Below are 18,045 nucleotides of genomic sequence, written 5' to 3'. Positions count from 1 at the left end.
TGTACGCTCGTGGGTCTCGGGCGGGGAGTGGGCAATGACAGGCATTGCAAGAGTCTTCATGAGGAGTGGAGATGAGCTTCAAGGCTGTCAATAGACCCGAGCCGGCGGGGGCCAGGTCTTCGGAGACCAAGGCCCGGAGCAAGGCGTCCGTGGGCGCGGGTCCGGCGCGGCGCCCGGGCGAGCAGCCGCGGCTCCCCCTCTATCTGAGGAGCGAGGCGGCGGGAGAGATCGATCTGGGCAAGGGGCGGGTGGATCCGGCGGCGATCGCTCCGGATTCCGAGGGGAAGGTGACGGCGCGCCTGCCCGGGCTCGCGGTGGGCGAGCTGGAGCTGGAAGAGACCGCGGACGGATACAAGACGCGGGGGGAGGGTGCAGCCCTGCCCCTGGCCGTGGGCCCGCTGGCGGGCGTGCTCGGCGACTCGCTGGTGTTGGTGGTGCGCATCGAGAACAACGTCATCACCGGCCGCGCCGCGGTGGGAGCGCCCGGGCGTGCCGTCCCCAAGGGGGACTCGGCCCTCTTCCGCGCCATCGAGAAGAGTCCCGAGGCCCTGGGCTGGGCGGGGCTGTCGAAGGTGTCGGTGGGGACCAAGGTGAATGCCCTCGAGGGGGGCTCGCTGACGCTCGGGGCGGAGTCACTGCGCTTCACGCTCGGCGGCTTCGTGGAGGGCTCGGGCAGCTTCAGCGTGGAGGGAGATCACGTCTCCTTCAGTGGCTCCGCCGAGGTGAAGCTCCCGGGCGCCTCGACCGGCAAGCTCGAGGTCAACTACAGCCCCGAGACCGGCCTGTCCGGCGAGGCGCACCTGGAAGTGGGGGTGGGCAAGGTGTCGGGTGGAGTGGATGCCCGGTTGCGGCGGGGCGTGTTGGACATCCAGGGCACCGCCGGGTACGCGGGCGATCGGCTCAAGGGCTCCATCACGCTGGTGGCCACGGACGCGCAAACGGCGCGGGAAATCACCCGCAAGCCTCCGCGGGCGGGGGAGTTGCCGGGGCAGGACGGCGCGGGTGTCGCGGGAGGGTCGGAGGCGGGGGGGGGGTCCGGCGGCCACGCCCATCGCGGCGAAGCCCGGGCCCCGGGCCCTCTGCGGCTGGGGTGAGCTGGACTTCTCGCTGACGGAGTGGCTCACGGGGAAGGCGAAGGTGGTCGTCAACAGCCAGGGCGAGGCCACCGTCCAGGGCGAGATTGCTCCGCCCAAGGAGATCATCCTCTTCGAGCAGAAGGAGTGGACGAAGAGCCTGCTGAAGGTGGAGGCGCGAGCGGCCTACGGGTTGCCGGTGGTGGGCAACGTGTTCGTGTTCGCCAACGTCGGACTGGAGGCGCTGGCCACCATCGGGCCGGGCAAGCTCTACAACATCAAGTTGTCGGGGCAGTACTCGACGGACAAGCAGGTGGACAAGGAGCTCAACCTGCAGGCGACGCTGAACATCTCGGCGTTCGCGGGCCTGCGGCTGCGGGCCGAGGGGGGCGTGGGCGTCGAGCTGCTCGGCCACGACATCAAGGCGGGCGTGGGAGTGTGGGCGCTGGCGGGAGTGAGAGGCTACGTGGAGGCCACGCCCATCATCGGCTACCGGCAGAAGGCGGGAGCGGCGGGAGAGTTCTACATCCAGGGCCACATGGAGCTGGCGGCGCAGCCCTTCCTGGGGCTGGGGGGCGACTTGTTCGTCGAGGTGGACAGCCCCTGGTGGTCGCCGCTGCCGGACGACAAGTGGACGTGGCCGCTGGGGAGCCTGGAGTACCCGCTGCCGGGAGAGTTCGGAATCGGGGCGGACGTGGAGCACGTGCTGGGCTCCAAGCAGTGGCCCGAGGTGAAGTTCACGGAGGTGGAGTTCGACGGCGGCAGGTTCATGAGCGACCTGCTCAGCCAGAGCGCGCCGGGCAAGAGCAAGGGCGGCGAGGACCACAAGCCGGCGAAGTGGAACGAAGGCGGAGCGGCGGGAGCTCCGGCCGGTGGCAAGCCGGGGGGCAAGAAGGACGCGGCCCCCGCGAAGGCGCCCGCCCCAGGTGGCAAGAAGGGGGGCAAGGCGGGTAAGGAGAAGCCCGGTAGGGACAAGCCGGTCAAGGGCAAGCCGGGCAAGGATGATGCAACGGGAACTCCCGGGCAGGTGGGCGAGCCCGTCCGCTTCGACGCGAAGGGCGAGTCGTACCGGCTCTGGATTCAGGTGAAGGGCAAGAGCGCGACCCTCCTGATCGCGGCTCCGCAACAGGGCGCCGCCTCCTGGATTGCCTCCCAGGAGCGCAAGGTGGGCGGCAACCACCCGAAGCAGGAGCAGCAGAAAGCCCATGGGCTCGGAGGCGAGGCCCGGGCGCTGGCCTCGGCGATCGATCAGCACGCCGATCGCGTGGCCTCGGGCAAGGGGGACAAGGCGGCGCTCCAGCAGGCCGATGCCCAGCTCAAGAAGGACGAGCACAGGCTGGTGGGGATGCTGCGGCAGCTCGCGGAGCTCTCCGGCGGCGAGAAGGGCGAGCTCTCCGTCGGCGAGCCCGTCTCCTTCACCGGGGGCAGGGAGGCGCACCGGATGTACTTCGTCGTCAAGGGCGGCGATGCCGTCCTGATGGTCGCGTCCACTCCGACTCCCCTCGGAACCCGGCTCGACGACTTCGCCCAAAGGCTCGAGGGCAGTCACGCGGGAGGCGAGGGCGTGGGGTACTTCTCGGACTACCACACCCGCAACCGGGCCCGGGAGCTGCTCAGCAAGGCGAGGGTGCTCAGCACGGGATTGAACGGAGACGCGGACGCGCTCGTGCGCGAGCACCGCGAGAAGATGGACAAGGCGAGTGCCGCGGAGACGGCGAAGATCCTCGCCGAGGAGCGCTCGCTGGCGTCGATCCTCTCCGAGCTCTACGAGATGTTCGGTGAGCACGTCGGTGACGCCGAGCTCACCATCCGCGCGCGTTATGCCGGAGCGGCGGGCGCGGGCGAGCTCTCGGTGAAGCGCTCATCGCAGGGCAAGACGGCCTATGTGATGGGCAGCGGCCCCATCTTCGGGCTCGTGCCGGGGGCCAGCCGCGGACTCGTGACGGAGGAGATGGCCGCCCTGCGGAAGCAGTTCGAGGCGCAGGGAGACGCTCAGACGATCCTTCCTCCGCCCAAGGGCGTGGAAGACCAGATGGCCGTGTTGAGCCAGAAGGCGAAAGCCGCGGAGGACACCCTCAGCGGCCATCTGCAGGGCCGCTCCAAGAACACCCGGGAAGCGGCGGTCTCGGAGACGACCGGGCACCTCCAGGAGGCCGCCGCGGCCGCTGGCCAGGTGGCGAGCGTCAAGCGGGTGGGCGCGGGCGAGCTCGTCGAGCGGGCCGTCTCCCTGCTGGCGGACGAGAAGAGGGCCGAGGTCGAGAAGCTGGGGTGGAAGGGCAAGACCGTCTTCGACATCTCCACGGAGATCCGCCATCAGATCGAGAAGGATGCCGCGGCCGTCGAACTGCGAGATGCCGAGCACGAGGCGAAGCTGGCGCAGCAGCAGGCCTCGGTGACCCAACAGCCGGAGGTGGAGAAGGACAAGCGTCCGTCCAGGTCGAAGCGCTCGTCGCGTCTCTCGGCGAGCCAAGGGCCCTTCGAGGCCGCGAGGAACACGCCGTCCCGCACCCCGGTGAAGAAGGAGTACACCCCTGCTTTCGTTTCCTCCTTCCGAGGCACGCTCGTGAGCGCGCTGGGGACCTACGAGGAGATCCGCGCGACCCTCCCGAAGGCCAAGGACTCCTTCGCCGCCGAGCTGCTCCAGGCGCTCCACCAGAATCAGGTGCTGCTGAGGTTGCCCAGCAAGGAGCGCAAGGAGAACGAGTTCCTTCTCTCGGAGGAACGGGACGAGGCGGGCAGGGTGAAGAAGCGTTACAAGGACCAGAACCAGCTCGTCGCCGAGTGCCGGCTGCTCTTCCAGGTGGAGATGACACGTGCGGCCGCGGCCTGGGCATTCGGTGTCTCCGGTCTCTTGAATGCAACCAATGCCCAACAAGCCGCCGACGCCTTCAAGACCGACGTGTACCCCCATGCCATCGAGGGCTTCATGGAGGCCTACCGCAAGCACGGCGCGGCGCTCTTCGATGGTGCGGCGAAGAAGCTCTTCGAGGAGCTCGGGGTGAAGTTCCAGAAGGAGTCCCAGCTCGACAAGGGCAAGCACGTCTTCCTGGCACCTGCTCAGCTTCATACGGCCGTGAAGGTCATCGAGGACAAGCTGGCCGAGATGTACGAGAGTTCCCACTCCAGGAAGGGAGCGACATGATGGAGATGGAGAAGCAGCTCTGGCCCTCGCTGCGCCTGGCCTTCACATACCAGGGCGAGCTGGATGAACCCGAATTCGAGGAGCGGCTGCGGGTGGGGAATCTGACGCTCGAGAACCGCCGGGAGAAGGGCGATCTGGAAGTCCTCGAGTGTGAGTCGCGCGACCCGGGCTTCGTGAGTTCGGTGACCCTGACGCGCTCGCGTGAGCTGGCGGATATGGGGTGCGCGTACTTCTCGGGGCCGGATCGCATCGACGTGGCGATGAGTCTCGTCACGGTCCTCCAGTTCATCCCGGCCGGGCTGCTCCACCTCGGGGCCCGTGCGGGCCCGGACAGGCAGGTCCGTGTGAACTCGCTCCAGGTTCTCTCGCAGCTCTACCTGGCGGAGGAGGGCGGCGCCTGTCGTGACTCCCACGTCGAGCACACCACCCGCCTCGTCCGGGGTGATGCCGACCGGGAACTGCGGTGGCGTGCCCTGTTCATCGAACTGGTGGGGAAGCTCCCGGGAGCCCGGCGGCACATCCGTGAGTTGCTCGAGGCCGAGACGGAGGCAAGGGAGCGCCAGGTGCTCGAGGACTTCCTCGCGCGGGCCGAGCGGCAGGAGGGCACGTCCGAGGCGGTGGAGCCCGCGGAAGCCGCCCCCGAGCCCGAGTTGCGCCTGGCGCTTCCGTTCATGCAGCGCAGCCCGCCGCTCGATGCGCTCCTGGAGCACCTCGAGTCCGTCTGTGAGCGGGTCCAGGAGATTCGCGAGGGAGACACGCGGTGGGTGGAGCTGCGGGCTCGCGAGCTCGATGGGCGGATGACCTTCCTCTCTCCCGAGGGCTCGGACGTGGGCTGTCTCTACTTCTCGGGCGCGGATGCCGCGGAAATGGCCATTGGGACAGGCTCCATGCTCGCCTATCTGCCGCCGGAGCTGGCCCGTCTGGCCCTGCGTTCCAGCCGGTTCGATGAGTACCGGGTGCAGGCGCTCCACGCGCTCGCGCTGTCCGCCTCGACGCGGATCCTCCCTGGCGGGGGAGTGGATGCGGAGCTGCGGGCTCTGCTCCAGGCGGCCATGGTGGACCCGGTGCCCGAGGTGAAGGGTGCGGCCATGAACATGAGCTTCTTCTTGCGCGAGGAGTTGTCCCGAGCCGGGTAGCTGGGGCGCTCGCGCCCGGTGTAGAGGCAGACGGAGTGCTGTTCGTCACGAGGGGGAATCGTGAAATTCTTCAAGGATTTCGTCGTCGTGGTGTTGTTGTTGGGCTGTGTGTCCGGCTGCGGCAATCCCGATCCCGGGGACGGGCCCGCGGACTCCTGTCAGCAGAATCCCGGGGCCTGTGCCGATTCCGGTACGCCCGGAGGCGATGATGGGGGCACGCAGACGGGGCTCCCGCCGGAGCTCCGGGAGGCCTCCCAATCCGCGTTCCAGTCCACCGTGGGCGAGCCCGTCACCTTCCGCGTGTCGGCGAGCGATTCCCAGGGCGGTGTCCTGGGCTTCTCCTGGTCGGCCAATGCCGGCCACCTCGGTACGCCGGAGAGTGACGCGGCCTCCAGCGCCGTCACCTGGACGTCGCCCACCTGCGCGTCCGCGGGCGTGCCGGTGCCCACCGTCACCGTCGTCGTGACCAATACCCGCGGGCGTTCCTTCTCCAAGGACTTCCAGATGACCATCCGCTGCACCCAGTGGTCCGCCACGGGCAGCATGGTCTCGGCGCGGAGTGGTCACTCCGTCACCCTGCTGCCCGATGGCAAGGTGCTGGTGGCGGGTGGCAGCGTGGGCGGCGCTCCTCTGGACTCCTCGGAGCTGTACGATCCGGCCACGGGCTCCTGGAAGGAGAGCGGACGGATGGCCTCGGCCCGCCAGTTCCACACCGCCACCCTGTTGCCCAATGGCAAGGTGCTGGTGGCGGGCGGTACGAGCAGCGGTGGCGTGCTCTCCCTGTCGGAGCTGTATGACCCGGCCTCTGGCACCTGGAGCTCCGCGGGGGTCATGTCCGAGACCCGTACGCATCACTCCGCCATCCTGTTGTCCACGGGCACCGTGCTGGTGATGGGCGGCTCGAATGGCACCAGCGCCTCGTCCACCGCGGAGCTGTACACGCCGGCGACCAACTCCTGGGCGTCCACCGCGAGCATGTCCGCGGCGCGCATGGACGCGTCCATCACCGGGCTGCCCTCGGGCAAGGTGTTGGTGGCGGGAGGCTCGGGCCCCGGCGGCCCTCTCGCCAGTGCCGAGGTGTTCGACCCCAGCACCCGCACCTGGGCGGCCACCGGTTCCATGTCCACGTCCCGCTCGGGTCATGCCGCCGTGCTGCTGATTGCCTCGGCGCGGGTCCTGGTGGGGGGCGGGACGGATGGCGCCGGGAAGGCCACGGCCAGCGCGGAAGTGTATGACCCGGGGAACGGCACCTGGTCAGCCACCGGTGTCATGTCCCAGGCCCGCGCGGGTTCCACCCTGACACTGCTGCCCTCGGGCCGGCTGTTGGCGATGGGCGGCTCCAATGGCACTGGCACGCTGTCCAGCGCGGAGGTGTACGAGCCGGGGACTGGAATCTGGACGCCCACCGCCACCACCGCCGGAGCTCACTCGGGCCACGTGTCCGTCATGCTGCCCTCGGGCCGGGTGCTGGTGGCGGGCGGCCTCGGTGCTGATGGCAACGCCTCCGCCGGCGTGGAGGTGTTCGAGCCCATCGCTGGGACCTGGTCGCGCACCGGGAGCCTGGCCGCGGCCCGTCACAATCACACGACCACGCGGCTGCCCTCGGGAAAGGTGCTGGTGGCGGGTGGCTCCAATGGCTCGGGAGCGCTCGCCACGGCGGAGCTGTATGACCCCGCGGCCGGTATCTGGACGGCCACCGGGAGCCTGGCCGGGGTCCACCAGCGCCACACCGCCACCGTGTTGCCCTCGGGAAAGGTGCTGGTGGTGGGCGGCTACAACGGCAGTGGGGGCGTGGTCGCCACGGCGGAGCTGTATGACTCCGCGGCCGGCACCTGGTCGGCCACCGGCAGCCTGGGCACGGCTCGCTATGCGCACACTGCCACCGTGTTGCCCTCGGGCAAGGTGTTGGTGGCGGGCGGCTACGACAACAATGGCGGCGTGCTCTCCACGGCGGAGCTGTACGAGCCCGCGACCGGCTCCTGGTCGGCGACCGGCTCCCTGTCCAAACCCCGTGGCGAGCAGGTCGCCGTGCTGCTGTCCTCGGGGAAGGTCCTGGTGGTGGGAGGCGCCAACGGCAGTGGTGTCCCGGTGGTTACGGCGGAGCTGTATGACCCCGCGGCCGGCACCTGGTCGGCCACCGGCAGCTTGAAGACCTCGCGCATCGCGCACTCGGCGATCGTGTTGCCCTCGGGCCGGGTGCTGGTGATGGGCGGGCAGGATTCGGGAGGCACCGTGCTCGCCTCGTCGGAGCTGTACGACCCCGTGGCTGGCACCTGGGCGACCACGGGCAGTATGAACCTGCGCCGGATGTCGCATCAGGCCGTCCTGTTGCCCTCGGGCAGGGTGGTGGTGATGGGGGGCTCCAGGGTGGTGGGCTCGAGCCAGGTGAACCTGGGCTCCGCGGAGTTGTACGACCCGGCGACGGGCAACTGGTGGAGCACCGGGGACATGGCCACGGCCCGTAGCACCCACACGGCCACGTTGTTGTCATCGGGCCAGGTGCTGATTACGGGGGGCGGTGACCCCGACCTTCAGAGCGAAATCTACACCCCGTGATGAGCAGGTGACGCAATCGCCAGGGACGTAAAAGGGACGTAATCGAACGGACGCCCCCGAACGCCGGCGAACACTTGCGTCCGATGGCTCACTTGCCTCAAACGCCCTTTTTCAGAGGGGAAATGGGTCGGTAGGACAGAGGAATCGAACCTCCCAGGGACATGTCTCCATGCCCCCCACCGGTTTTGAAGCCCGGAGGGGGCTCGACTCCATCGCGAAAGGTCCACCTCCGTACACTCCCGGCGGCGTTCTGTGCGCGAGTGATCCGTCGTACCCGGGGGCCGGGTGGCAGATGGGAAGGAGAAGGCCCACCCTGGGCATGAAATGACACCGGAGCGAGAATTGGATCTCCTTCCCGCGCCCGCCTCCGTGGCCACGGCGTCGGGTGAACCGCGGTTCGGTACCTATCAGGGCGAGCTGCCCGAGGTGGATCTCTCCCGGCTCAAGGGCCGGTGGGCTCCCGCCGCGGCTCCCGCCCGGTTGCTCAAACGCAAGCGCTGGCATTACACCCTCGCCGCCACGCCCGAGGTGCTCGCCCTCTTCGCCGTGGTGGACGTGGGCTACTCCGCCAACGCCTTCGCCGTCGCCCTCGACCTCAAGGAGCAGCGGCCCCTCTGTGACGTGAGCTTCCTCGGTGCCCCCGGCCCGCTCGCCGAGGTCGGCGACAAGCCCGGCGCGGGGCTCACGGCCTCGTTCCGCACCCTCGGCGGCCGGCTCACGGCGCGCCGCGGCGAGGACGACGAGCGCTACCACCTCCAGGTCGACGTGAGCCGGTTGCGCACCGGCAGCCTCCAGTCCTTCCAGTGGAATGGAGACCTCCTCGTGGCCGGTGGCCCTCCCGCCCTCACGGTGATTGCCCCCGTGGAGGGCGATGGCTTCGTCAACGTCACCCAGAAGCGCTGCGGCATGCTGGCCTTCGGCAGCCTCGAGGCCGGGGGCAAGCGCTTCCGGCTCGACGGCGGCGTGGGCGGCACCGACTACACCCAGGGCTACCTCGCGCGGCATACCGCCTGGCGGTGGGCCTTCCTGGCGGGCAGGCTGGCGGATGGCACGCCGGTGGGCATCAACCTCGTCGAGGGCTTCAACGAGAGCTCCGGCATCAACGAGAACGCCCTCTGGCTGGGCTCCCGGCTCTACCCGCTCGGCCGCGCGCACTTCGAGTACGACCGGCGCGAGCTGATGAGCCCCTGGCGCATCCGGACCGGGGACGGCGCGGTGGACCTGCGCTTCCAGCCCCTCTACGTCCACCGGGAAGACCACGACTTCAAGGTGGTGGTGAGCCACTTCGCCCAGCCGCTCGGCCTCTTCGAGGGCACCGTCCGGGTGGGCGGCCAGACGCACCGGCTGTCCGGGGTGCCCGGCGTCACCGAGGATCAAGACATGCTGTGGTGATAGGCTCGGGGGGCCTTGTCCTCCATCGAGCCTGGGACCACCGTTGGCCGTTACCGCGTCATCCGCCTCCTCGCCCAGGGCGGCATGGCCGAGGTCTATCGCGCCGAGCAGGCCCTCACCGGGGGCATCGTCCGCCCCGTCGCGCTGAAGGTCATCCGCCCCGAGTACTCCGAGTCCGAGGACTTCCGCGAGATGTTCCTCGACGAGGCGCGCACCGCCTGCACCCTCAGCCACCCCAACATCGTCCACATCTACGAGGTGGGCGAGGTGGACGGGCTGCTCTACATGGCCATGGAGCTGGTGCCCGGCGTGTCGCTCACGGAAGTGGAGCGCGTGCTGCGCCAGCGTGGCGAGCGCTTCACCGACGAGGCGCTGCTGGCCGTGGGCATCGCCACCTGCGCCGCGCTCGAGGCCGTGCACGAGCGGCCCAACCTGGTGCACCGGGACGTGTCGCCGCAGAACCTGATGCTCTCGGCTGGCGGCACGCTCAAGCTCATCGACTTCGGCATCGCCAAGGCGGCCACCAACCGCAACCTCACCCGCGCCGGCACCACCAAGGGCAAGGCGGGCTTCTTCTCGCCGGAGCAGGCCCAGGGCAAGGTGCTCGACGGGCGGAGCGATCTGTTCTCGTTGGGCGTCACCCTGTACCAGCTCGCCGCGGGCGTGGGCCCGCTGGATGCGTACCCCACCCTCATCTCGCGCAACACCGCGCTGGTGCGGGGGGAGTGGGAGCCGCTCTCGCGCGCGTGCCCGGAGCTGCCGCGCGGCCTCGTCTCCGTGGTGGAGCGCGCCATGCGCGTGAAGCCCGAGGAGCGCTACCCCGACGCGCGCACCATGCGCGAGGAGCTGGAGTCCGTCGCCTTCGCGGCCGGCCTGCCCGTGGGCCCCGGCTCGCTCACGGGCTACGTGCGCGCCGAGGGCGAGTCCGTCTCCGTCTCGAAGTCGAGCCCCCGCCGGAACCGGCCCGGTGGCACCGGACCCGCGGCGCCCTCGGTCGCCACGGCCTCGCGTGCGCCGGCGGCGCGGAGTCTCCCGGGGGGCCGCAAGGTGTGGGCACCCGTGGCGGGCGTGGTGGTGGGGCTGGTGCTCTCGCTCGCGGGAGGTGCCTTCGTTCTCACGCGCCAGGCGCCCGCGCCGGTGACTCCGCCCGCGCCTGTGCCTCCTCCCGTGGCCACGCGCGCGCCCGCGCCTGCTCCCGAGCCCGTCCCCACCACGGCCGTGGCCGAGGCGCCCGCTCCGGCTCCCGAGCCCGCGTCCGAGCCTGTTTCCGAGCCCGCGCCCGTTCCCAAGCCTCCTCCCTCCGCGGCGGTGGTGTCCGCCTCCTCGAAGCGGGTGTCCAAGCGTTCCCGGGAGCAGGCCCACGCGGCGGCGGCTCCCGCTCCCGCGCCCGCCCCCGCCGAGGAGGAGCTGTCCGGCGAGGGGGTCTTGCGCATCGGCCCGGCCCCGGGGGTCAAGGGACAGGTGAAGGTGCCCGGGTACGAGTTCGAAGAGATTCCGTGCGGCCAGGGGCACGTGAAGGCGGGCCGCTACACGCTGCAGTTCATCTCCTCCGGGCGCCCGTCGAGCTGTGAGGTGGTGGTGCGCCCCGGGCGCCGCACGCTCGTCATCTTCGACGGCAAGGGCTGCACCGTGAGCTACTCCGGCTGAGTGGAGCTCCACCCGCGGTCATGCCAGCCACCTCGTCCAGGCCGCCGCCGACGAGGAGGGGGCTGTACCGCCGCGGGCCTCCCCTGGCCTAGACTGGGGGCCCCGTTTCGGATCCCCCATGAACTCCTGCTCGAGCTGTGGCCACCCCTTTGGCGATGAAGTGCAGTACTTCTGCCCCGAGTGTGGCCAGGAGGTCCCGGGCAGCGAGTCCTACGGCGGCGACTACGGCGGAGGCGAGTTCGCGGACGGCGCCTCGTGGGAGCCTCCGCCTCCCTCTCCCTTCGAGCGGCTGGAGGAGGTGCTCTCCAAGGTGTCCGTCCCCGTGCTCGGCGTGGTGGGACAGGTCGGCGCCGCCTTCCGGAGCGTGTTGGATGACCCGCGTCTGCGCTCGCACCTGCCGGGTGGCTCGCTGACGCTGCTCGGTCTGGGGCTCGTGGTGCTGGCCCTGCTGCTCTCGGTGATTCCGTTCGTGCAGGGCATCGGGTTCCTGGGCTCGGTGGTGGTGCTGCCGTGGGCCGCGCTCGTCGCCGTGAACGAGTGGCGCCTCATCAGCTCCCCCGAGGCCCAGGAGCCGGGCTCCCGGCCCGTCCGCCCCCTGCCTCCGGCGCTCGCGAGCCTTCCCCGCGACACGCGCCACCCGGGCATCGCGCAGACCTTCGCCCTGCTCATCTGCACGTCCGCCGTGCTGATGCTGGGCTTCGGCCCCATCTCGCTGGTGTGGATGCTGGCCGGCGCGGTGCTCGGCTACGACCAGGGCTGGCGCTACTTCGCGGACAGGGACGGGGACTCGGACGGCATGGAGGACACCGGTCCCCGGCTGCACCGCTGGGTGGTGGCCGGCGTCGTCCTGTGTACCTTCGCCCTCCTGCTCCCGTGGACCCGGGGCACCCTGCGGGTCCCGGGGCTCTCCGGCGGAGACATGCCGCTGTCGACGCATTCCCTGTTCACGCTGTTGCTGCTCGCGTGCTCCGGCGTGCGTCACCGCGGCCTGTCCGCCTTTCATCCGCTCCTGCTCATCCTCGCCGCCATCTGGCTCGTGATGTGGTTCATGCTCAACATGAGCCCCTACGCCGTCGGACCCTGGTTCTTCCTCCCAGGCCTGCTCGCCGTCGAGGCCGCCATCGTGCGCCACCTCACCCTGCTGCGCGGCGGCGGGGGCACCGTGGAGCAGGGGGACTCGGCTTCCGATCTGGATCTCCAGGGGTAGGAAGCCGGGGTCCGGGTACCCTCACCCCGTCCCTCTCCCGAGGGGAGAGGGGTTGTGACGCGGTGGGGGTTGTGACTCGGATGTCCTGGGGTGGATGAGGCTCTGGCCTACGCCTGACGCTTCAGCCAGGCGCTCACCTCGGGCATGGCGCGCTCTCGCAACGCCACGTCCTGCGCCAGCTTCTCCAACGTCTGCTCCGTGGCCTGCTTCGCCTCCTCCACCGGGCTCCCCGTCAGCAGCTTGCGCACCTCGTCCAGTTGCTTGCGCTCGCGCAGCGCCCCCATCGACTCCACCACCCGACGCAGCAGCATCGGCGCCCGGCCCGTCCTCGCCAGCACGTCCTGCCAGCGCTTCTGCATCTCCGCCCACCACGCCTCCCGCCCCGTCCGGTTGCTCATCAGCCCCGTCACGAAGCTCGCCACGTCCTGCATCTTCACCTTGTCCGTGAAGAAGAGCTTCCGCGCCTCGTCCGCCAGCGCCGGATCCTCGAAGGACGTCAGCGCCATCAGGTAGCGACGCTGTGTCGCCGGATCCGGCTCCCCCGGCATCTTCTCCAGCAGCTTCTCGTAGAGCGCCCGGTCCCCCGAGCGCGCCACCATCGCCACCGCCACGTCCAGCAGGTTCGGCTCCAGCACCCCCTTGTCCCCGTCCAGCATCCGCAGCACCCGCGGCCTCGCCTCGCCCAGCGCCTCCGCGCTGCGCGCCACGCCTCCCACCGCCCTCACCAGCGCCGCGCGCCGCAGCTTCACCCGGTCCGACTCCCCCGGCGCCGCGTTCCAGCCGAGCTTCTTCAGCCCCGCCCCCAATAGCTTCTCCACCCACTGCTGGAAGCGCTTCTGCTCCTCGCCGTCCACCAACCGGCTCTCCACGTACGCCAGCCGGCTCACCAGCTCGTCCAGGACGGCGTCGTCCTCCTCGTTGCCGAAGCGGCTCGCCAGGTCCAGGAAGGCCGCCACCGTCGCCTGCCCGCTGCGCGCCAGCGCCCACTGGTCCGCCAGGAGCGAGATGCGCTCCGCCGGCGCCAGCGCCGTGACGTTCGCCGACATCTTCTCCAGCGCCGGAGCGTCGTACTGCACCCGGTAGAAGCCCGTGGAGCCCGCGTTGGCGCACAGCCACTTCACCTCGCCCGAGCCCTCCAGCGTCACCTTCGTCTGCGCCTCCCGCAGCAGCACCCGCTGCTCGCGCACCCCACCCGCGTCCGCGAAGCGCAGCACCATCGGCACCGGCCAGCGCTCGCCGCTCTTCACCCCGGGCTCCGAGTAGTAGCGCTGCTGCGACAGCGTCACCGTCCGCCCGTTCATCGCCACCGACACCAGCGGGTAGCCGCCCTGGCCGATCCACGCGTTGGCCAGCTCCAGCACCGGCTGCGACGAGGCATTCGCCAGCGCCCGCCACAGGTCATCCGCCACCGCGTTGGAGCGCGCGTGCGTGCGCATGTACTGGCGCATGCCCTCGCGGAAGGGCCCCTCGCCGAGGAAGCCTTCAATCATCCGCAGCACCGCGCCGCCCTTCTCGTAGGTGATGAGATCGAAGCTCTCACCGGCCTCGTTGGCGTTGCGCACCTCGCCGCGCACCGGGTGCGTGGAGCGCAGCGCGTCCAGGTGCAGCGCCGCCGCCTTGCCCGCGTCGAAGTCCAGCCACACGCGCCAGTCCGGCTTCCAGCTGTCGACAATTTTGTACGCCATCCACGTGGCGAAGGCCTCGTTGAGCCAGAGGTCGTCCCACCACACCATCGTCACCCAGTTGCCGAACCACTGGTGCGCCAGCTCGTGCGTCACCACCTCGGCCACGCGCTTCTGCACGGAGAGCGGCGCGGTGGCGGGGTCGAGCAGCAGGGCGATCTCCCGGTAGGTGATGAGGCCCGCGTTCTCCATGGCGCCGGCCTCGAAGTCGGGGATGCCCACCTGGTCCACCTTGCCGAAGGCGTAGGGCAGCCCGAAGTAGTCCTGCAGCCGGGGCAGCGCCGCCAGCGCCGCGTCCTGGCCGAAGCGCGTCAGGTGCGCCTTCTCCGGCAGCGCCCACGTGCGCACCGGAATGCCCTGCACCTTCTCCTCGGGCGTGCCCACCAGCGGGCCGCACACCAGCGCCACCAGGTACGAGCTGAGCACCTCCGTCTCCGCGAAGGTCAGCTTGCGCAGCTTGCCGTCCTCCTCGTCCTCGAGCAGCGCGCCGTTGGCCAGCGTCGTCAGCCCCGGAGGCACCCGCACCGTCAGCGCCCAGCGCGCCTTGAAGGCCGGCTCGTCGAAGCACGGGAAGAGCCGCCGCGCGTCCGCCGCCTCGAACTGCGTGGCCGCCACCTTGCCCGCCGCGTACAGGCCCCGCAGGCCCTCGGTGAAGCGGCCCGTCCACGCCACGTCCAGCGACGCCGCGCCCGCGGGCAGCTGCTCGCCGAAGCGCAGCACCACCGTCTCGCTGACCTGCACGGGCTGGATTTCACGCGGCTTCAGGCTCTTGCCGTTGCCACCGCGGAACGTCACCTCGCCGAGCTGCAGCGCGAGGGCGTGGAGGATGATCTCGTGGGAGGGCTTCTCGAGCTCCAGCTCGATGGTCTGCTGGCCCGTGAAGCTCTTGGCCTCCATGTCGAGCGTCACCGTCGCCGCGTACCGCCGGGGACGGATGGAGAGGGGAAGCCGGAAGTTCTTGTCGTCGGTTGCGTGCGCCATAGGCCGCTGACTCTAGCGGGAGTGCGAGCGGACGCCCGCTGGAGAGTGATGCGTCCGTGCAACAGGCGTCCACCGGGCGACGGCTCGGGCTGGGGGGGGGCGTAGGGGATTCGTTTGCCTCGTGACGGGGGGAGGGGCTGGGGCATCCCCATGGCTGAAGGCCTCTTGGAAAACGGACTGCTCGCCCACTGGCCACTGCCCGTCTTTCCAGAGACACTCCTCCTTATGGACACCCAACTCGCGCGCGCACACTCGCTCTCACTCACCGATGCGCTTGGCTATCCACGCCCTCCGGCCCATTTCCCAGTTCACTCCGGCGGCCCGGTGCGCATGGCGCAGGAGGTGGTTGAGCGGGCGCTCGTGCTCAACATCGTCATAAACTGCGCATTCCAGATGCCCATCCCTCTTGTCAGGTCCTGGTTGAGGCAAGAGGGGCTCGAGGGAGCACTCACGCCAGGGGAGCAACGCTATCTGGAGGCGGTCGAGAAGGGGCTGGCGCCAGAATCGCAGGGCCATCAGCTCCAGGTCGAGGCGCTCTGGGCGTTGGTGTGGGCGCTGGCACTGGTTGCTGTCCTGGACTTCGGAAAGTACTGCGGCGACGAGCTGTCCGGGCTGTTGCCGGATCTGCGCCGGAGCGAAGGAAGCCGCAGCTTCCGGAAGAGAGCACACCTGCGGAGCCCCGAGGAACTCTACCAGGCGCTCGACCTCGCGTACTGCCTGTCATGGGGCATTGCCGAGGCCAACCTCACGCGCTCCGCGGTCCCGGGGCGGGTCGAGCAGTACGTCGTGTGGGAGCGTCGCCGGGCCCTGGAGTGGCTCCATGGTGATGACTGGGACAAGCCCCGCACCGACACCTGAGCCGGGTGGTGCCAGGTGAGGGAATCTTCTTGGGCGGTTGTCGTTTCAAGGGGCAGCCGGCATGGCGGAGGACCACGCACTCGTCGCCCGGAAGCTCCCCGACGGGGACAACCTCGGCACATTCCTCGTGGTGCTGGCGCTCTCTGGCAGCATCAACACCGGCCAGGCGCGGGCCTGGTCGCGGCGCACCTCTGGCCAGCAGTTGTCGGCCACGGCGCCGCCGCAACACGTGCGTGCCCTGAGCTGCTCCTGGCTGGGCTCACGCAGCACGTGTTCCTTTCCAACTCGTACAGGTGCGGAGGTGCAGCATGTCCACCCGTCGTGGTGATGCGTCCACCTCGTGCGCACTGCCGCCCCCAGCGCTGGCGGCATTCCTTCCGGCGCATGCGTACATGCACCGGGTCGAATCGCGCCCCGGAGCACCGGCGCCGCGGCCGGCACGTACTGGCACGGGGCCGGAGGTTTTGGCACTCGCCCCAGGGAAGTCGAAGGCGGGAAGCGGAGGGAATAGGGGCCTGTCCCCTTGGGTCAAGGGGCTACGGGCCCTCCTGCTCGCAAGCGGCCTCGTGGCCAGCCCCAGCGTGGCCGGCGAAGAGCTGAGACGAGCGCGGGTGAAGCTCTCGGCCCAAGCGCATGCGCGAGCCCAGGCCCCTGGTCCCCGCGTGGAAGAATGGAAGGGGGACGTGCTCTCCCTCCGGGTGATGGACCCGGGCACCCTCGTGGTGGAGGCAGGTGATGAAGTCATCGCCGCGGGCGAGCTGCTCTGGGGCGAGGGCACGCGGCTGCGGGTGGAGCAGCGCAGGGGCCACCCGCCCGCGCCGCTGCCCCGGCTGGTGAGTCCCGAGCCGGGCCGGGAAGAGGTGGAGGTGGACGTCCCGGAGGGAGTGGGCGCCGGAGGGGTGCTCACGCTCACCTATGAGTGGGGCCGCCAGGACACGCCTGCCCTGGAGCGCACCTGGCGCCTCCCGCCCCTGGAGGACCTTCCGCCAGAGTGGCTCGAGGACGAGCTGGTGGAGACGGAGCAGGAGGGCACGCCGGAGGACGGGGAGGACGGCGTGCTCACCTTCCTCTCGGCCCGGGAGGCTTCCTTCCCCGTGCAGGTGGACGCGGAGCGGCCCGAGCTGCTCTGGGTGCCCGGGTACGCCTCGCGGGAGGAGATTGCCTCGCGCCTCTTCGGGGATGCCGCGGCGGCGGGTGCTTTCGACATTGTGCCCCGTGCGCCTCCCGCCAGCGCCGCCGAGGGCCTCCAGGTCTGCGTGCGCGTACGCCACCCGCCAGCGCTCGTGCCGCAGGTGCTCGCCACCCTGCGCAGTGCCCTGGAGGCGCAACTGGAGGCGGATGTCGCCTGGAGCCGCTCCCAGCTCCCGGCGGGCGCCCGGGACAGGGCCGCGGCCGCCGCGCTGGTGGAACGCGGCCTGCGCTGGGCCCAGCGCTCGGACATTCCGGACGGGGCCGGGCGGAGCTACTTCGACCGCTACCTCCAGGCGCTCGGCCCCTGGCGGGACGAGGACTGGCTCTCCCTGGGCGACGCCGCCGAGCCCCTGCGCAAGGCCGTCGCCCTGCGCTCCACGCGCTTTCAGACGGGCTACCGTGTCACGGATGGCTCGCCCGTCCTCGCCCCGGGCAGTGTGGTGGGCCGCTTCTACTTTCCCGACGGCTCCAGCGTCCAGGTGCGCACCCAGTTGCTGCTCACCGAGGAGACGTCCCTGGAGCGGGCGGAGCTGCGCGTGCGCACCGCTCCCCGAAGCACGCCGCGCGTCATCCTCCCAGGGAGGGACGGGCGCTGGCGGGGCTACAGCGCCGAATTCAACACCGTTGCCGGAGCTCCCGAGCCGCTCGAGAGTCCCGAGGGCAACGCCTCCTGGTACTACCCGGGCACGCTCCTCATCCGCCCGGGGGACTGGCGGCCGGGGCTGGGGGCCGGTACGGGTGAGGTGGCGGCCTTGCGGCGGGAGCTCCTCCAGACAGCCCTCGCCACGGCGACACCGCAACAGCCCCGGCCTCTGCTCGCCCTCGACCATGACGTGCTCTCCCTGCTCACCCCGGACGAGCGCCTGGGCGTCTTCGACACCCTCCTCACGGGCCCCGCGCTCACCTCGGACATGAGGGAGGACGCGGTGCACCTGCTCACGCGGGTGCTGCTGTCCACGCCGGACGGAGACTTCCCCCCGCTGGAGCGCAAGCTCACTTCGAGCGGGGCGCTGGAGAAGCTGCTCGGCGGCAACGCGCCGGAGGGCAAGGTGTTGCTGGGACAGGCCTTCACCCAGAAGGCGCTCGCCTCCTTTCCCCTCACGCTGGACGTCCTCGAGTCCCTGCCTGGCTTCCACCTGGGACGGGAGGGCGAGACGACGCACCTGCTCAACGTCCCCCA

Annotated in this window: 11 protein-coding genes; 10 read left to right on the top strand and 1 reads right to left on the bottom strand. The window is 70.5% G+C overall.

The genetic code is table 11. The features are described from left to right. Positions 1–71: 71 nt before the first annotated feature. The 7 genes from AC16DP_RS01270 (at position 72) to AC16DP_RS01240 (ending at position 12,153) form a co-directional block, all read left to right on the top strand. Positions 72–1,094: a hypothetical protein gene (locus AC16DP_RS01270; protein ID WP_329726030.1), complete on the top strand. Its 1,023-nt coding sequence runs from the start codon at positions 72–74 to the stop codon at positions 1,092–1,094. Next, positions 1,003–4,215, top strand: a complete 3,213-nt coding sequence (locus AC16DP_RS01265) for a hypothetical protein (RefSeq protein ID WP_329726031.1) — start codon at positions 1,003–1,005, stop codon at positions 4,213–4,215. The genes AC16DP_RS01270 and AC16DP_RS01265 overlap by 92 nt, the downstream gene beginning before the upstream one ends. Beyond that, complete coding sequence (locus tag AC16DP_RS01260) at positions 4,212–5,351, top strand: hypothetical protein (protein ID WP_329726032.1); 1,140 nt, start codon at positions 4,212–4,214, stop codon at positions 5,349–5,351. The genes AC16DP_RS01265 and AC16DP_RS01260 overlap by 4 nt, the downstream gene beginning before the upstream one ends. A 60-nt stretch (positions 5,352–5,411) precedes the next feature. Further along, on the top strand, positions 5,412–7,907 hold the full coding sequence (locus AC16DP_RS01255; RefSeq protein ID WP_329726033.1) for a Kelch repeat-containing protein: 2,496 nt from the start codon (positions 5,412–5,414) through the stop codon (positions 7,905–7,907). A gap of 324 nt (positions 7,908–8,231) precedes the next feature. Then, positions 8,232–9,299 carry a DUF2804 domain-containing protein gene (locus AC16DP_RS01250; protein WP_329726034.1) on the top strand — a complete coding sequence of 356 codons (1,068 nt, stop codon included), beginning with the start codon at positions 8,232–8,234 and terminating at the stop codon, positions 9,297–9,299. A 15-nt stretch (positions 9,300–9,314) separates the two neighbouring features. Then, positions 9,315–10,946, top strand: a complete 1,632-nt coding sequence (locus tag AC16DP_RS01245) for a serine/threonine-protein kinase (RefSeq protein WP_329726035.1) — start codon at positions 9,315–9,317, stop codon at positions 10,944–10,946. A 118-nt stretch (positions 10,947–11,064) separates the two neighbouring features. Further along, positions 11,065–12,153 (top strand): FmdB family zinc ribbon protein, encoded by a 1,089-nt coding sequence (locus AC16DP_RS01240; protein WP_329726036.1) that lies wholly within the window; start codon positions 11,065–11,067, stop codon positions 12,151–12,153. A gap of 107 nt (positions 12,154–12,260) precedes the next feature. Here AC16DP_RS01240 and AC16DP_RS01235 read toward each other — a convergent pair whose 3' ends face one another. Continuing rightward, the gene (locus AC16DP_RS01235; protein WP_329726037.1) at positions 12,261–14,816 is read right to left on the bottom strand and encodes a M1 family metallopeptidase; all 2,556 of its coding nucleotides are present in this window, start codon (positions 14,814–14,816) and stop codon (positions 12,261–12,263) included. Positions 14,817–14,966: 150 nt separating this feature from the next. Between AC16DP_RS01235 and AC16DP_RS01230 the strand changes: the two genes are divergently transcribed. The 3 genes from AC16DP_RS01230 to AC16DP_RS01220 all read left to right on the top strand — a co-directional run. Beyond that, positions 14,967–15,674, top strand: coding sequence for a DUF4272 domain-containing protein (locus AC16DP_RS01230; protein ID WP_329726038.1), 708 nt, complete (start codon positions 14,967–14,969; stop codon positions 15,672–15,674). Between the two features lie 61 nt (positions 15,675–15,735). Continuing rightward, positions 15,736–16,002 (top strand): hypothetical protein, encoded by a 267-nt coding sequence (locus AC16DP_RS01225; RefSeq protein WP_329726039.1) that lies wholly within the window; start codon positions 15,736–15,738, stop codon positions 16,000–16,002. A 355-nt stretch (positions 16,003–16,357) separates the two neighbouring features. Then, a partial coding sequence (locus AC16DP_RS01220) for a hypothetical protein (RefSeq protein ID WP_483956601.1) occupies positions 16,358–18,045 on the top strand: 1,688 nt, incomplete at its 3' end.

This window comes from Archangium sp. (assembly GCF_057119385.1).
Note: the sequence above shows the minus strand (reverse complement) of the source record. Positions and strands in the feature narration are given on the sequence as shown.

Excerpts from the sequence above, each read along its gene's own strand:
- AC16DP_RS01270 (WP_329726030.1), top strand. The coding sequence starts at position 72 with ATGAGCTTCAAGGCTGTCAATAGACCCGAGCCGGCGGGGGCCAGGTCT.
- AC16DP_RS01260 (WP_329726032.1), top strand. The coding sequence starts at position 4,212 with ATGATGGAGATGGAGAAGCAGCTCTGGCCCTCGCTGCGCCTGGCCTTC.
- AC16DP_RS01250 (WP_329726034.1), top strand. The coding sequence starts at position 8,232 with ATGACACCGGAGCGAGAATTGGATCTCCTTCCCGCGCCCGCCTCCGTG.
- AC16DP_RS01240 (WP_329726036.1), top strand. The coding sequence starts at position 11,065 with ATGAACTCCTGCTCGAGCTGTGGCCACCCCTTTGGCGATGAAGTGCAG.
- AC16DP_RS01235 (WP_329726037.1), bottom strand. The coding sequence starts at position 14,816 with ATGGCGCACGCAACCGACGACAAGAACTTCCGGCTTCCCCTCTCCATC.
- AC16DP_RS01230 (WP_329726038.1), top strand. The coding sequence starts at position 14,967 with ATGGCTGAAGGCCTCTTGGAAAACGGACTGCTCGCCCACTGGCCACTG.
- AC16DP_RS01225 (WP_329726039.1), top strand. The coding sequence starts at position 15,736 with ATGGCGGAGGACCACGCACTCGTCGCCCGGAAGCTCCCCGACGGGGAC.